Below are 15,090 nucleotides of genomic sequence, written 5' to 3' on the forward strand. Positions count from 1 at the left end.
CGCCCGCTTTCGAGGCGTGACGTTCAATTTGTTTGGAGAACTTATGGGAACGCCTGTCAACTTGTGGCCGCTCATCGGGGTGGCCGTCATCATCGTGGGTTTCGTGCTGCGCTTCAATCCGATGCTGATCGTCGCGGCAGCCGCGATCATCACCGGTTTCGCGGCGCATTTTTCGGTGGAGCACATTCTGAGCGCCATCGGCGGCGGATTTTTGAAGACGCGCAATATTCCGCTCATCATCCTGTTGCCGCTCGCGGTGATCGGCCTGCTCGAACGGCACGGCCTGCGCGAGCGCGCGCAGATGTGGATTTCGAGCATCAAGGCGGCGACGGCGGGACGTTTGCTGATCGTCTATCTGTTCGTGCGCGAGATCACGGCGGCGGTCGGTCTGACAGGTTTGGGCGGTCATCCGCAGATGGTGCGCCCGCTGCTCGCGCCGATGGCCGAGGGCGCGACCGAAGCGCGTTACGGCAAGCTCTCGGACGCCGTGCGTTTCAAGCTGCGCGCGTATTCGGCGGCGACGGACAACGTCGGCTTGTTCTTCGGCGAGGACATTTTCGTCGCGTTCGGCGCGATCGTATTGATGACCACGTTCCTGAAGGAAGCGGGCATCGTCGTCGAACCGATGCACGTGGCCGTGTGGGGCATCCCGACCGCCATCTGCGCGTTCCTCATCCACGGATTCCGCCTCTGGCTGCTCGATCGCCAACTCGCGCGCGAACTCTCGGCGCTCACACGCAACGTCGCCGGAGAGAAAGCATGACGCTCACGATCAACTATCTGTTCTATCTCGTCGGCATCATCCTGCTGGTGGTCGGCGGGATGATCGTCACCGACAAATCGCATCCCAAGCGGTTGAGCGCGGGCGTGTTCTGGCTCATCTACGCGCTGATCTTCCTGATCGGCGACTGGATTCCGATGCCGGTCGTCGGCGTCCTCGTCGTGGCGATGGCGCTGATCGCGGGACTCGGCGGCGTCACGGGCGCGAAGCCGCGCATGCTGTCCGACGAACATCGTCGACAAAGCGCGCGGCGGCTCGGCAACAAGCTGTTCGTGCCCGCGCTGACCATTCCCATCGTCACGGTCATTCTCACGCTCGGCGCGAAGTATCTCGTGTTCGGCGGCGTGCCCTTGATCGAACTGAAGAACGTCACGCTGATCGGCTTCGGCGTGGGCTGCGTGATCGCGCTCGCCGTCGCCTGCGTGATGACGCGCGATACCGTCGGCCAGTCCATGCGCGAAACGCGCCGCCTGATCGACGCGCTCTCGTGGGCCGCCGTGCTTCCGCAGATGCTCGGCATGCTCGGCCTCGTCTTCTCGGATGCAGGCGTAGGCAAGGCCGTCGCGCACGTCACGACGGCTTACGTCAACATGGATTACCGGCTCGTGGCCGTGGCGGTGTACGTGATCGGCATGGCGCTTTTCACGATGGTGATGGGCAACGGTTTCGCCGCGTTCCCGGTGATGACGGGCGGCGTCGGCGTGCCGATTCTGGTCGGCGTGTTCCACGGCAATCCGGCGACCATGGCGGCCATCGGCATGTTCTCCGGCTACTGCGGCACGCTCATGACGCCGATGGCGGCGAACTTCAACATCGTGCCGGCGGCGTTGCTCGAGTTACCCGACAAGAACGCGGTGATCAAAACGCAGGTGCCGACCGCGCTGACTTTGCTGATCGTGAACGTGTTTCTGTTGAACTGGCTGATGTTCATCTGAGATTGCGCGACGTTCGGATGGGACTCGTCTGAACGTCGCGCGCGGCATCGGGAGATAAACCCAATATTCCTAACGAACTTTGCTTGCTTTTTGGCAATTAAAAACAAAATTCAACATTAAATCTTGATAATTTGTTGCCAAGCAACCGTTTAAGAGATTCCCTATATCGACCGAAAGTGGCTCTGGCGAAACTTCGCCCGGTCCTCGGTGGTTCGGTATTTCTCTGCTGGCTGACATGCATCCATCCGATGCATCCAAGCCGCGAATCGCTTCCGTAAATCGTCTCTGACGAGATCGCCTTGGAACCGGGTCCATCGTTCGTATTGCATGCTGCAATGAGCGATGGGCTGATCTTCTGCCAACGATCTCCTCATGCGGTTGCCGAGAGTTTCCTTCCTGTTTGCTTCGCCTGCCCGGCGGACCCTGCTGCTTTGCTTCGTTGAGACGATCGTCGTCGCGACGAGCGCGTGGGTAACGCATCGCGCATTCGGCGAGCCGGCGATGGCCGTGCATGACAGCGCCACGTGCGCGTTCGCCGTGCTGATCGCCTGGACCGCGATGCTCATGTCGCGCGTCATGCATTGCAATGAACGCGTTCTGTCGACGCTGTTGGCGTGTGTGTTCGCCGAAGCCGCCGCGACCACGCTTGTCCACGCAATGCACCCGGCATTCCAGCCTACCCTCGCGGGCTTCACATGCTGGAGCGCGTTGAGCGTGTTCGGCGTGATCGTCTGCCGCGTGGTGACGATGTTGCGCAAGCGGCATGCTGCGGTCGCCGTCGTCGGACGCGGCGCAACGTGTGCGGCGCTCATGCGCGGTGTGTCCGTCCGCGATGATTCGAGCTATCGCATCGTCGCGCATTTCGATAGCGCCGCGAGCGATGCCGCGAACATCGCCGGCGTGCCTTCCTTTCTCGAACTCGATGCCTTCGTCGCCTACGTGCGCTCGTATGGCGTTCGCGAATTGTGGCTCACGCAGGAAGCCACGCTGACACGCTTTCTCGATGTCTTTCGCGACGATCTGCTGGACATCCGCTTCGTGCCCGATCTGAGCCGCCTCGCGCGATTTTCCAAAGGCGCGGCGCAGCAGGACAACGCGCTCGCGATCGATCTCGTCGCGTGTCCCCTGAGCGCCGATTCACGCGCGATCAAGACCCTCTTCGATTTCATCTTCGCCGCCTGCGCTTTGCTGGCGATTGCACCCGTGCTGCTCGCCATCGCCTTCGCCGTGCGGATTTCATCGCCGGGACCGGTGCTGTTCACGCAGCGTCGCCGGGGCGCGAATGGCGTGCCGTTCGACATCTACAAGTTCCGCACCATGCGTCTGCACGAGTCCGACGAAGGCGTGGTGCATCAGGCCATGCGCGACGATCCGCGCGTGACGCGCGTGGGCGCGTTCCTGCGCCGCACGAGCCTCGACGAGTTGCCGCAATTCATCAACGTGCTGCGCGGCGAGATGTCGGTGGTCGGACCTCGGCCGCACGCCATCGAGCACGACGCGGTGTATCAGAACCTCGTCGGCGGATATCTCCAACGCTATCGACTCAAGCCGGGGATCACCGGCTGGGCGCAGGTCAATGGCCTGCGCGGCGAAACCGACTCCATCGAGAAGATGAAGCAGCGAGTCGAACACGATCTCTATTACCTCGACAACTGGTCGTTCAGGCTCGATGTGCGCATCGTGCTGCTGACGATCGTGCGGGGATTCGTTCACGGAAACGCATACTGAGCGCAGGAATCACCATGAAGCAATCTCTTGAGCGCGTTCGCCCGACGATGTGGCGCGCCTCGTTCTCCCTGACCGCGATGACGGTCGCGCTCGCCAGCGCGCTGAGCGGATGCGCGTTCGCACCCGGCTTCAGCATGCCGACGAGCACCGACACGGCGACGACGCAAACCGATGCCGGCGCGCACATCGACGCGACCGCCGCGACGCCCGCGATTCCGCTCACCGAACTCGATCTCGGCCTCGTCAAGCGACTCGCCGATCAGGGCCGGGCGCGTCAGGACCAACAGGCGGCGCAGCTTTTCGGCGCGCCCGAAACCTACACGATCGGCGCGGGCGACGTGCTGCAAATCGTCGTCTGGGATCATCCGGAATTCGCGGCGGCGCTCGGCAGCGGAGGCAATCAGGCGAGCACGAAGACGAGCGATCCGGCGGCCGGTTTCGTCGTCGATCAGAAGGGCAATTTGCGCTTTCCGTATGCGGGCACGATCCACGTCGCCGGACTGCGCACCGATGAGATCCAGCAAAAGCTGACCACCGCGCTGATGACGTATCTCGTCAAGCCGCAGGTCACGGTGCGCATGGCGTCGTATCGCTCGCGTCAGGTTTATCTCGACGGTCAGATCCGCAGCCCCGGCGCGATCTCGATGACCGACGTGCCGCTCAGTTTCTACGATGCCATCGCGCGCGCAGGCGGTTTCAGCGACAACGCCGATCAGAGCGACGTCGTGCTGGTGCGTGGCCGCAATTCGTATCGGATCGACGTGCCGCGCCTGCTCGCGCAAGGGATGAACCCGTCGAAGCTGTTCCTGAAGGCGGGCGATGTTCTGCGCGTCGCTTCGCGCGACGACAACCTCGTCTACGTGATGGGCGAAGTCAACAAGCCCGGCTCGGCCGAACCGCGTCGCGACGGGCACATCACCCTCGCGGATGCACTCGCACAGGCGGGCAGCATCAATTCGAACACGGCGGACACCGCGCAAATGTTCGTGATCCGTCCGGGCAAGGACACGCCGCAAGTGTTCCACCTCGACAGCCGCTCGCCGGTCTCCATGCTCGTGGCGAACGAGTTCGAGTTGCAGCCGAAGGACATCGTTTATGTCGACGGCAGCGGTCTGGTGCGCTTCAACCGCGTGATCAGCCTGTTGATGCCGTTGGTCAACACGGGCCTCACGGCAGCCGTGATCGCGAAATGATCCGCACCGTCCTGATGGTTTGCGAAGGCAACGTGTGCCGCAGTCCGATGGCGGCGGCGTTGCTCGCGCGCGCGGTGCCGTCGCTCGATGTGACTTCGGCGGGCACGCGCGCGCTGGTCGGCGCACCCGCCGACGAACTCATCGTCGAGCTGGCGCATGCAGAAGGCATCGCACTCGATTCGCACGTTGCCCGGCAAATGGACACCTCAATCGCGCGCGACACAGACCTGATCCTGACGATGACGACCGCGCAGCGCGCATGGGTCGAAGCGGCATTCCCTTCGACTCGCGGCAAGGTGTTTCGTCTGTGCGACGAACACGGCGCCGACGTCACCGATCCCTATCGACGCCATCGCACGGTATTCGATCTGGCGCTCGCCCAGATCGGCTACGGCGTCACGCAATGGACCCGCAAGCTCGCGGAACAACAATGAACGACCTTTCCCCGAAGCCTTTCCGGCAAGAAGCCGCCGCCGACGACGATGAAATCCGTCTCTCGGAAGTCGCCTCCGTGTTGCGTGAGCATCGCAAGCTGATAGCGGTCACCACGGCATGCACGCTGGCTGCCGGATCGATCTACGCTTTCCTCTGGGCGCCGACCTATCGCGCCGACGCGCTCATTCAGGTCGATGACGACACCGGTGCCGGCACGATCAACGACAAGCTCGGCGATCTCGCGTCGCTGTTCCAGAACAAGGCGAGCGCCGACGCGGAAATCGAGTTGATGCGCTCGCGCGCCGTGGTCGGTGATGCCGTTTCGCGCCTGCATCTCGATATCGATGCGCGCCCGCATTATGTGCCGATCGTCGGCGCGCCCTACGTCCGGTATACCGCCGGCGACGGTTTGGCGAATGCGCCGTTCGGGCTCAAAAGTTATGCGTGGGGCGGCGAGCGCATCAACGTATCGGCCTTCGATGTACTGCCGAGCCAGTACGACGCGAAGTTCACGCTGATCGCAGGCAACGGCGAAAGTTACGAACTGCAGGCACCCGATGGCACCACCATTCTGCGCGGACGCGTCGGTGAAACCGCGACGGCGCAAAGCAGTGTCGGACCCGTTAAGCTGACAGTGACATCGTTGCTCGCGCGACCCGGCACGCGCTTCGATCTGAAGCGCGCATCGACGCAGCAGACCGTCGCTGATTTGCAGGACGCGCTCACGATTGCAGAGAAAACCAAGCAGACCGGCATCATCGGCATGTCGTTGAAGGGCGCCGATCCGCAACGTGTCGCGACGACCGTGAATACCATCGCGACGCTCTACGTGCAGCGCAACGTGGATCGCAAGTCGGCGCAAGCGGAGCAGATGCTCGCGTTCCTCGGCGATCAACTGCCGCAACTGCGCGCCGATCTGGATCGCGCCGAAGCGCGCTACAACGATTTTCGTGCGAAGAACGGCGCCGTCGATCTGGAAGAACAGAGCAAGCTGCTGCTGCAAACGGTTGTGGAGAATCGCTCGAAGATCATCGAACTGCAGCAGCAGCGCGCGGATCTCGTGCAGCGCTATACCGCGAAGCATCCGTCCGTCACGGCGATCGATGCGCGCATCGGCGAATTGCAGCAACAGTCCGAGGACACCGACAAGCGGATCGGCGCGCTGCCTTCCGTGCAGCAGGATGCCGTGCGTCTCATGCGCGACGTCAAGGTCAGCAACGATCTTTATACGAGCCTCTTGAACAGCACGCAGCAATTGCGCGTACTGAAGGCCGGACAACTCGGCAACGTGCGGACCGTGGATTACGCGGTCGTGCCGGAGAAACCCGCCGCGCCGAAGAAGGCGCTCGTGCTCGCGCTTTCCGCCGTGCTCGGCGTCATGGCCGGGAGCGCGCTTGCGCTGGGGCGACGCATGTTCAATCGCGGTCTCGAAACGCCGGCGGAAATCGAGCAGGCAATCGACTTGCCGGTCTACGCGATCATTTCGCATTCCGATCGGCAGATGTCGCTTCAGACATCGCGCCGGATCACGCCGAAGACGCCGCAGGTTCTCGCGGTGGTCGCGCCGAGCGATGTGGCCATCGAAGGCTTGCGCAGCCTGCGCACTGCGTTGCAGTTCGGCGTGATCAAGCCGCGCAACAACGTGATCATGGTGACGGGGCCGCGACCGGGCATCGGCAAGTCGTTCGTGTCGGCCAATTTCGCGGCCGTGCTCGCAGCGGGCGGTCAGCGCGTTTTGCTGATCGACGGCGATATGCGGCGCGGCGACCTTCATCGCATGTTCGCGTTGAAGAGCCAGACGGGCTTCGCGGAAATGCTGGCCGGCACCGATGTGGATGCCGCGATCCAGCGCGATGTCTTGCCGAATCTCGATGTGATCGGTAGCGGCGCCACCCCAAAGCAACCCGCCGAACTGCTGATGCACGAGCGATTCGCGCGCGTGCTCGACACGCTGCGTTCGCGCTACGACTTCGTGATCATCGATTCGCCGCCGGTGTTGGCGGTGACCGATTCGGGGTTGATCGGGCGGCATGCGGGAGCGTCGCTGCTCGTCGCGCGTCATGGCATGCACACGGCGCCGGAACTGCGTCAGGCCACGCGTCAGCTTGCGGGCGCGGGCGTGCAGGTGGATGGCGTGCTGCTCAACGACACGCCCGCGCGCGGGATGTCGTATGGCGCGTTTTCTCAGTATGCGAATCGCGCCGATTGATGCGCGGCGACTCAACAACCCCTCTTTGGCTTTGACCTCAGTGAAGAAACTGCTGTTTACATTCGGCACGCGTCCGGAAGCGATCAAGATGGCGCCCCTCGTCAAGCGCATGGCTCGCGAGGACGGCGTCGAGTGCCGCGTGTGTGTCACGGGACAGCATCGCGAGATGCTCGACCAGGTGCTCGCACTCTTCGATATCCGCCCGGACTTCGACCTCAACATCATGAAGCGTGGACAGGATCTGTACGACGTCACCACCGCGATCCTGGTCGGCATGCGCGACGTGCTATCGACCTATCGCCCGGACATGGTTCTCGTACATGGCGACACGACCACGACGATGGCGACGACGCTTGCCGCGTTCTATGAGCGCATTGCGGTCGGCCACGTGGAAGCGGGGTTGCGTACCGGCAATCTGGCGTCGCCCTGGCCCGAGGAAGCGAACCGCAAGCTGACCGGCGCGCTCGCGTCGATCCATTTCGCACCCACTGGCCGCGCGCGCGACAACCTGCTTGCGGAAGGCGTGCGCGACGAATCCATCATCGTGACCGGCAACACGGTCATCGATGCATTGCTGCAGGTGCGCGAACGTCTCATCAACGACGACGTGCTTCGCGCGCGTACCGATCGCGCGTTGCCTTTGCTCGAAGCCGGACGCCGGCTCGTGCTCGTGACGGGACATCGGCGGGAAAGCTTTGGAGGCGGCTTCGAGCGGATCTGCGCCGCGCTCGCGCAGATCGCGCATGCCTCGCCGGACACCGACATCGTTTATCCGGTTCACCTGAATCCCAACGTGCGCGAGCCGGTGAACCGTTTCCTGACCGGCATTGGAAATGTCCATCTCATCGAGCCATTGGACTATTTGCCGTTCGTTCGGTTGATGGATCGTGCCGACCTCATTCTGACCGATTCCGGTGGCATTCAGGAAGAAGCGCCTTCTCTTGGGAAACCGGTGCTGGTGATGCGGGACACCACAGAGCGCCAGGAAGCCGTCGATGCGGGCGTGGTGAAACTCGTCGGCACAGACACACAGGTCATCTTCGACAGCGTCATGCACCTTCTGCGCGACGCACAAGCATATGCGGCGATGAGCCGTGGCGCGAATCCTTATGGCGATGGCCGCGCATGCGACCGCATCGCCGACGCCTTGCATCGGCCGACATCTTCGTTCGGCCTGGCGGCTTGAACACCTCTTGAATCACACAGTAAAGCTTATGGAATTCGAAACAATCTCCGTCATCGGCCTCGGCTATATCGGCTTGCCGACCGCGGCCGCGTTTGCAGCGCGGCGCAAGAAGGTCATCGGTGTCGACGTGAGTCAGCATGCCGTCGATACGATCAATCGCGGCGAGATTCATATCGTCGAGCCCGAGCTGGACATGCTCGTGCAGGCGGCGGTGACGCAGGGGCATCTCAAGGCCACGACCACGCCGCAACCCGCCGATGCTTTTCTAATCGCGGTTCCGACGCCGTTCTCCGAGGGCTACAAGCCCGACCTCTCGTATATCGAAGCGGCGAGTCGTGCCATCGCGCCGGTGCTCAAGAAGGGCGACCTCGTCGTGCTGGAATCGACATCGCCGGTTGGTGCGACGGAGCAGATGGCCGCGTGGATGGCTGAAATGCGGCCTGATCTGAGCTTTCCGCAACAACGCGGCGAGGCGTCGGATATCCGCGTCGCACATTGTCCCGAGCGTGTGCTGCCAGGTCACGTCATTCGCGAACTGGTCGAGAACGATCGCGTGATCGGCGGCATGACGCGCCGTTGCGGCGAAGCAGCGCGCGCGATGTATCAAATCTTCGTACGCGGCGAATGCATCCTGACCAATGCGCGCACCGCCGAGATGTGCAAGCTCACAGAAAACGCCTCGCGCGATGTGAGCATCGCGTTCGCCAATGAGTTGTCGCTGATCTGCGACCGACTCGATATCAACGTGTGGGAATTGATCAAGCTCGCCAACCGTCATCCGCGCGTGAACATCCTGCAACCGGGGCCGGGCGTTGGTGGTCACTGCATCGCGGTGGATCCGTGGTTCATCGTGGATTCGGCTCCCGATGAGGCACGGCTCATTCGCACGGCGCGTACCGTCAACGATGGAAAGCCGCGTTGGGTGATCGAACGCGTTCAGCGCGCCGCGATGCGCTTTAAGGAACCGGTTATCGCTTGTCTTGGACTTGCGTTCAAGGCGGATATTGATGATCTGAGGGAGAGTCCGGCGATTGAGATCGTGTCTGCGCTTGCCAAAGGCCAGCACGGTGGAATCGTGGCAGTCGAGCCAAATATCTCGGCGTTGCCTCAAAAACTTCAGGGCAACGTTGAACTCATGGATCTAGCACAAGCCATCAATGTCGCGGACATCGTGGTGCTGCTGGTGGACCACGGCGAGTTCAAGGAATTGGACGTGAACCGACTCCAGTCTAAAGTACTGATCGACACGCGAGGCATCTTCGCGTGAGACTCGAATGGCGCAGGTGGTTCGAGCGCGTCGAGGCGCTGATCTGCACGGGTATGCCCGGTGTCTTCCGAGTCGTCGTTTTTGCGTCCCTGCAGCATGTCTACACGTTAGACGCATTGGGTCGCACCGCTTCGGAGATGTCACTGGCGCAGCTTGCGAGTTGCTTCACGGCCATCGGTTGGGCCAGCCTGATCTTGGTACGCGTACCCATGGCGACCAAAAAACACCTTGCGGTCGATGTGTTCTATGGCATCTCGTTCATGGCAGCGTTGACAACCATTGCTGTGAGCATCGCTGCGTTCGGCGTTGCCGCTGTTATGCCTCCGGCATTTGATGCGTCCTCGTTCGTCTTGCTTCTTTGCGGATGGTCATCGTATCAACTTGCTCGCCATTTTTTCGTCGCTTCTAGATCGTATCGGGTCGCGATTACTTTCGATCTGCTGCTGATCGCCTGCTCGCACGCGGCGCTGCTGGTCTGCAGGGCTCGTGGGTTGTCGTCGTCGTTCGCGCTTGCGCTTGCGCTGCTGACCGGCTCGCTGTGTATGTTCGCGGCCATTGGTCTTCCGAGTCACCTGCCGCTACGACGTGATTTCGACATCAAAGGGTTGCAATTCGGCATGACGAACTTTCTGTCAGGCGGCATTGCGCTTCTGTTCATTCCGTTTGCAACGATGACGTGCGGCGTCGAGTTTGGCGGTGCTTTCTCGCTCATGTCGTCGATAACCGCTGTGGCGGTTCTACTTCCGAGAGCGATCTCAACGACGCAATTGCCCCAATTGGCAAAGTTGGTCGCGGCGGGTCTGCCAATCGAAAGACCTGTGCAGGCAATGCGCCGTACTGTGTTGATATCGAATGTCGTCGTCTTGGGCGTCAACGCGGTGCTCATCGTGTCGGCGGTTCGCTACGGCGTTCGGAGCGTTAACGTCGAACATCGTTATATGGTCGTCCTCGCAGGCCTCCTATTGGCGGTACAGAACGCCACCGCGATGGGGTCCGCCGTGGCGAGCAGTCTCTTGATGGTTTTCGAAAAAGCACGCGAGACTGCCATTGTGAACTTCAAGACTACTGCACTCTTTGCGGTTTCGTGCGTCGTGATCCTCGCGTTTCCTGGACCGATAGGATTCTTGCTGGTTCTCGGAGCCTCCATTGCAATTGGCGCAGTGAGAAATCGACTCATCGCAAAGCACGCCGGGCTGGCATTGGCTGCCTATACGGAAGGACGACGTTGAAATATTCCGCGTGTAACACAGGGCGACTACGAAGTGCTCGTACCGACATGTCAATTCGTTCTATATCAAGCAAAGGCCGATTTTCAGCCGAACAGCGTGCCAACCCATTGCCCTTCGAATACACGGATGGATTTAGGCAAGTTGAACGTGCGCCATTGTCTTAATGCAGTTGGATTGTTGCTCTTGAGCATGGGGCTCTTGGCAAATTGCACAAAAGCAATCGCTAGTGTCAGTGCCGTGGCAGACGGCTGCGCGGATTACTTGGTCATGTACAAAAGCGATTGGAATGCAGGGATCGATGCACGCATAAGACGGCAAGCTGCGAATGCCGACGCAATTTCTGTCGTCTTCAAGCAGGAATTTGGCGGTGCAGCGGTGAGAACGACAATGAGCCGGAGCGATGACTTCAAGGGTATTGCGAACGGGGCACCCCGGGCGGAACTTGCATTCGCCCCGCTGACGGAGTTCTCGAACGGGGGCGACTACGAGGTGCGCTGGTCCACGATGATTCCGGCTGCCTATATGCCAGATCGACTTCAGCCCGAGATCATCACTCAGATTCATCAATCCGGCCAGAGCGGATCACCTCCCTTCTCGCTCATGCTTGCAGGAAGTCGCTACAGGGTCGACGTGCGCGGCCGCTATTCCGCCAGAATTTTTAACTTCGGCGACACGCAGTTTGATGAGGGACGGGTTGTTCATTGGGTGCTGCGATACCAACCTGACGACTCGGGTACCGGTTCTCGGACAGATCTCTATAAAGATGGAAAGCTCGTGGTACGGGCCGGTGCAACCGAGAACGCCTACCCAAATGAGCGAGAGGCATATTTGAAGATCGGACTCTATAAGTGGAATTGGATGGGACGCCCTTCGGAAGTTTCGACTCGGACAATGTATTACGGCGATGTCGAAGTGCGATCACGCTGCATCGCTCAATAAGCCAAGGTGAGAGCGAGCGCATTATCGTTTCGGCGCTCGTCGCGATCATCTTCCAATCTGGCAATGTGTTCAAGTTTTTGCAGGCCGCTGTTAGCAGCATGGCCTGTTTTTAGTAGGTAGATTCAATGCATCAACCCAGAAATCTGAACGGCCCCGCCGTTATCAAAATATTGCATGTCGGTCCAGACCTTTCTGCACACGGGGGGATCGCTTCCGTGCAGAGCGGGTATGCGTCGAGCGCGGATATATTCGAGAAATTCGGATGCCGGCTTTCTTTTCAGAGTACATGCGCCGTCGCACACACCCGAGATGTCTGGCAATTTCTATTGGCTTGGTGGCGAGTTGTGCGTGACGCCTTCAGCGGGAATATCGAGATCGTTCACATTCATATGTCGATCCGAGGCTCTCTGGTCCGAAAATGGCTGATCGCCGCCACATGTAATGTCCTTCGCAAAAAATACGTTCTCCACATCCATAGTGGAGCAATGAGTTCGTATTTGGACAGCCTGCCACTACTTTTTCGCGTAGCCGTTCAAGTCATTTTCAAGCGTGCCACTCGACTGATTTGCTTATCGAACCCTATGCGATGCTGGTTGGTGCAGTACAGCGACGGCGATCAACAAAAATGCCAGCTTCTATACAACGGTGTTCAGCCTCCCGCTCTCCGTCATGACCATAGAAGAACGACCGAGAATCCGATCATATTGTTTCTGGGCAAGCTGAGCGAAGCGAAAGGAGTGACGACACTTCTGGATGCTGCGGGAATGCTCAAAAAGTCGGGCATGCCATTTCGCCTATACGTGGCAGGAAATGGTGACGTGGAAGGGTTCAAGGCAGCGATCCTGCAGCGTGATCTCTTAAACGAAGTGAGCTATGTCGGATGGGTAGAAGGCACGCAAAAAGAGCAATTGCTCGCTAGCGCCGATATCTTTGTTCTTCCGTCACGTAGCGAGGGGTTCCCGGTTTCCATCGTCGAAGCAATGGCGTTCGGCGCCACAGTCGTTGCTACGTCAATTGCGGGCGTCATGGACGCCGTGACGCACGAGCAGGAAGGACTGCTCGTACCGCCCGATGACGCCAACGCACTCTTTGAAGCACTTGGCGCTTTGATCAATAGTCCGGAGCATCGAACTCGACTCGCAACAGCCGCACGGCAGCGTTTCGACGAACATTTCACATTACAGCGAACCGCTGAAACGCTGTCCGTTCTTTATCGCGAATTGCAATGACTAGAAATGTAACCGCCTCATCAATTAAGATAGCGAACGCTCTGCTGCAGCAGTGCCGGGGCGACGATTTTGCTGGATTCGATCCTTTCGATGGTTTGAACAGTACGATCTTCAATCGCCTGGGGCTTAACAAGGGGAGGTTTTTCCGTGTCGCCTGGCTGCAATTTCATAAACGCTGTCCAATCAATCTGCGTCCTCTAGTAGGAGTGCCCAAAAGAAGAAATCCCAAAGGCATTGCACTCATCGTTCTGGGTTTGGTCGAGCGCTATCGCCGTCTCGGCGATGCATCCGAGCTTTCGGAGGCGATCGATCTTGGTAACTGGCTTCTGACGCAAAGCGTTGACCGGGCGACATGGCGCCATCGAGCATGGGGCTATCACTTCGATTGGGCGGCACGCGCGTTCCACGTGCCGCGTGGCAAGCCTAACGCCATCACGACATGTTACGTCGCGCGAGCGCTCTATGCGCTAGGCGCTGTGACGAGCATCGAGGCCTTCACGCAGGCCGCCATCGATGCCGGATACTTCCTTGACTCCCTGTACGTGAATGATGCTGGACGCGAGTTTTACGCTTACATTCCGGGGGAACTCGCATTCGTGCACAACGCGAGCCTTTGGTCGGCCGCGTTGGTCGCCGAGACTGCGAGCCGCATGGGCAATGAAGCAATGCGCGAACGCGCGTTGCGGGTCGCGCAAGAGTCGGTGTCGATGCAACAGCCCGACGGCGCCTGGGTTTATGGCACACGCAATCACCATGGTTTTATTGACGGATTTCACACGGGCTATAACCTGGAAGCACTAACATCGTTACGAGAATCGACTGGGTTCCGGGGATTCGATCATGCGATTGAGAAGGGCATGAACTACTACAAGAGTAGATTTTTTCTCCCTGATGGCACCGTGAAGTACTACCACGATCGAGTCTGGCCGCTCGATACTCATTCAGTTGCGCAAGCCGTCATCACCCTGGTGAAAGTGGGTGGTACAACTGATGATCTGGCTCTAGCGGATCGAGTACTCGACAGCGCCAAATCTTCGCTGTACATGCCAAACGCAAGCCGTTTCGTCTATCAGAAGTCGCGCTGGATGACGAACCGAATCAACTATCTTCGTTGGACGCAAGCCTGGGCATTTTATGCGTTGAGCCTACATGCCTCGAATGAAACAGGTCATGGGGAGAAACTACATGCGTCGCTGTGAACTGTTTTCTTGTCCCATCGACATTGCCACGATGGACGAAACCGTGGACTGGATTGGCGAGCGCGTCGAAAAAAAACAATTCACTCAGCACGTCGTCGTAAATGTTGCGAAACTTGTGAGTATGCAAAAAGACTCCATGCTGGCAGAGTCCATTCGAGCGTGTGACATCGTGAATGTCGATGGCATGGGTGTCGTTTGGGGAGCACGGTTTCTTGGGCTCCCCGTCAGTGAGCGTGTCGCCGGTGTTGACCTGTTCGGTCGCCTGTTGGATATGGCTGCTGCCAAGGAGTTACCTATCTTCTTACTTGGCGCAACCGAGAGCATCGTCGCTCGCACGGCAGAAATCTCATCGAAGCAGCGCCCGTCGTTGAAGATCGCGGGATTTCATCATGGCTACTTTTGGGATGACGAGGAGCAGGTCGTCAATCTGATCAAACAGTCTGGCGCCCGTTTGCTCTTCGTTGCGATCACCTCGCCCAAAAAAGAAAACTTCATTAATCGATGGCGTGCGCAACTCGGCGTGGACTTCGTAATGGGAGTCGGAGGAACGTTCGACGTGGTTTCGGGCAAGGTGCGACGTGCGCCGCGTTGGATGCAACAATCGGGGCTTGAATGGTTGTTTCGCGTCATACAGGAGCCGCGTCGGATGTGGAAGCGTTACCTCGTGACAAATATTCAGTTTGGCGCGATGGTCGCGAGAGCAGCCATTTCGCGCGGCTCGCGAAATGTAGGCCGCACAGATGAACCTGGGATTTGACGA

General features: G+C 59.7%; 13 protein-coding genes. All 13 read left to right on the top strand.

The features are described 5' to 3' along the window. Positions 1 to 43: 43 nt before the first annotated feature. The 13 genes from ACZCWR_RS01260 (at position 44) to ACZCWR_RS01320 (ending at position 15,087) form a co-directional block, all read left to right on the top strand. A complete protein-coding gene (locus tag ACZCWR_RS01260; RefSeq protein ID WP_487301942.1) occupies positions 44 to 763 on the top strand; it encodes a DUF969 domain-containing protein in 720 nt (239 codons plus the stop codon). Then, a complete protein-coding gene (locus ACZCWR_RS01265) occupies positions 760 to 1,716 on the top strand; it encodes a DUF979 domain-containing protein (RefSeq protein WP_487301943.1) in 957 nt (318 codons plus the stop codon). The genes ACZCWR_RS01260 and ACZCWR_RS01265 overlap by 4 nt, the downstream gene beginning before the upstream one ends. A 372-nt stretch (positions 1,717 to 2,088) precedes the next feature. After that, entirely contained in the window at positions 2,089 to 3,444 is a 1,356-nt protein-coding gene (locus ACZCWR_RS01270; protein WP_487301944.1) for an undecaprenyl-phosphate glucose phosphotransferase, read from the top strand. Between the two features lie 14 nt (positions 3,445 to 3,458). Continuing rightward, positions 3,459 to 4,637: a polysaccharide biosynthesis/export family protein gene (locus ACZCWR_RS01275; RefSeq protein ID WP_487301945.1), complete on the top strand. Its 1,179-nt coding sequence runs from the start codon at positions 3,459 to 3,461 to the stop codon at positions 4,635 to 4,637. After that, a complete protein-coding gene (locus ACZCWR_RS01280) occupies positions 4,634 to 5,071 on the top strand; it encodes a low molecular weight protein-tyrosine-phosphatase (RefSeq protein ID WP_487301946.1) in 438 nt (145 codons plus the stop codon). Before ACZCWR_RS01275 ends, ACZCWR_RS01280 begins: the two co-directional genes overlap by 4 nt. Next, entirely contained in the window at positions 5,068 to 7,281 is a 2,214-nt protein-coding gene (locus ACZCWR_RS01285; RefSeq protein ID WP_487301947.1) for a polysaccharide biosynthesis tyrosine autokinase, read from the top strand. The genes ACZCWR_RS01280 and ACZCWR_RS01285 overlap by 4 nt, the downstream gene beginning before the upstream one ends. A 40-nt stretch (positions 7,282 to 7,321) precedes the next feature. Next, on the top strand, positions 7,322 to 8,467 hold the full coding sequence (gene wecB / locus ACZCWR_RS01290) for a non-hydrolyzing UDP-N-acetylglucosamine 2-epimerase (protein ID WP_487301948.1): 1,146 nt from the start codon (positions 7,322 to 7,324) through the stop codon (positions 8,465 to 8,467). Positions 8,468 to 8,495: 28 nt separating this feature from the next. Further along, positions 8,496 to 9,734: a UDP-N-acetyl-D-mannosamine dehydrogenase gene (gene wecC / locus ACZCWR_RS01295; protein WP_487301949.1), complete on the top strand. Its 1,239-nt coding sequence runs from the start codon at positions 8,496 to 8,498 to the stop codon at positions 9,732 to 9,734. Next, positions 9,731 to 10,963, top strand: coding sequence for a hypothetical protein (locus ACZCWR_RS01300; protein WP_487301950.1), 1,233 nt, complete (start codon positions 9,731 to 9,733; stop codon positions 10,961 to 10,963). Before wecC ends, ACZCWR_RS01300 begins: the two co-directional genes overlap by 4 nt. A 126-nt stretch (positions 10,964 to 11,089) precedes the next feature. Further along, positions 11,090 to 11,902: a heparin lyase I family protein gene (locus tag ACZCWR_RS01305; RefSeq protein ID WP_487301951.1), complete on the top strand. Its 813-nt coding sequence runs from the start codon at positions 11,090 to 11,092 to the stop codon at positions 11,900 to 11,902. 125 nt (positions 11,903 to 12,027) lie between these two features. Then, positions 12,028 to 13,131: a glycosyltransferase family 4 protein gene (locus tag ACZCWR_RS01310; protein ID WP_487301952.1), complete on the top strand. Its 1,104-nt coding sequence runs from the start codon at positions 12,028 to 12,030 to the stop codon at positions 13,129 to 13,131. Continuing rightward, complete coding sequence (locus ACZCWR_RS01315; RefSeq protein WP_487301953.1) at positions 13,128 to 14,330, top strand: aspartate-semialdehyde dehydrogenase; 1,203 nt, start codon at positions 13,128 to 13,130, stop codon at positions 14,328 to 14,330. The genes ACZCWR_RS01310 and ACZCWR_RS01315 overlap by 4 nt, the downstream gene beginning before the upstream one ends. Then, positions 14,317 to 15,087, top strand: a complete 771-nt coding sequence (locus ACZCWR_RS01320) for a WecB/TagA/CpsF family glycosyltransferase (protein ID WP_487303207.1) — start codon at positions 14,317 to 14,319, stop codon at positions 15,085 to 15,087. Before ACZCWR_RS01315 ends, ACZCWR_RS01320 begins: the two co-directional genes overlap by 14 nt. Positions 15,088 to 15,090: the final 3 nt, after the last annotated feature.

The sequence above is a fragment of the Caballeronia sp. A2-2 genome (assembly GCF_057612605.2).

Bases quoted from the DNA above. Each gene is read 5' to 3' on its own strand.
- ACZCWR_RS01260 (WP_487301942.1), top strand. From the start codon at position 44: ATGGGAACGCCTGTCAACTTGTGGCCGCTCATCGGGGTGGCCGTCATC.
- ACZCWR_RS01265 (WP_487301943.1), top strand. From the start codon at position 760: ATGACGCTCACGATCAACTATCTGTTCTATCTCGTCGGCATCATCCTG.
- ACZCWR_RS01270 (WP_487301944.1), top strand. From the start codon at position 2,089: ATGCGGTTGCCGAGAGTTTCCTTCCTGTTTGCTTCGCCTGCCCGGCGG.
- ACZCWR_RS01275 (WP_487301945.1), top strand. From the start codon at position 3,459: ATGAAGCAATCTCTTGAGCGCGTTCGCCCGACGATGTGGCGCGCCTCG.
- ACZCWR_RS01280 (WP_487301946.1), top strand. From the start codon at position 4,634: ATGATCCGCACCGTCCTGATGGTTTGCGAAGGCAACGTGTGCCGCAGT.
- ACZCWR_RS01285 (WP_487301947.1), top strand. From the start codon at position 5,068: ATGAACGACCTTTCCCCGAAGCCTTTCCGGCAAGAAGCCGCCGCCGAC.
- wecC (WP_487301949.1), top strand. From the start codon at position 8,496: ATGGAATTCGAAACAATCTCCGTCATCGGCCTCGGCTATATCGGCTTG.
- ACZCWR_RS01305 (WP_487301951.1), top strand. From the start codon at position 11,090: ATGGATTTAGGCAAGTTGAACGTGCGCCATTGTCTTAATGCAGTTGGA.
- ACZCWR_RS01310 (WP_487301952.1), top strand. From the start codon at position 12,028: ATGCATCAACCCAGAAATCTGAACGGCCCCGCCGTTATCAAAATATTG.
- ACZCWR_RS01315 (WP_487301953.1), top strand. From the start codon at position 13,128: ATGACTAGAAATGTAACCGCCTCATCAATTAAGATAGCGAACGCTCTG.
- ACZCWR_RS01320 (WP_487303207.1), top strand. From the start codon at position 14,317: ATGCGTCGCTGTGAACTGTTTTCTTGTCCCATCGACATTGCCACGATG.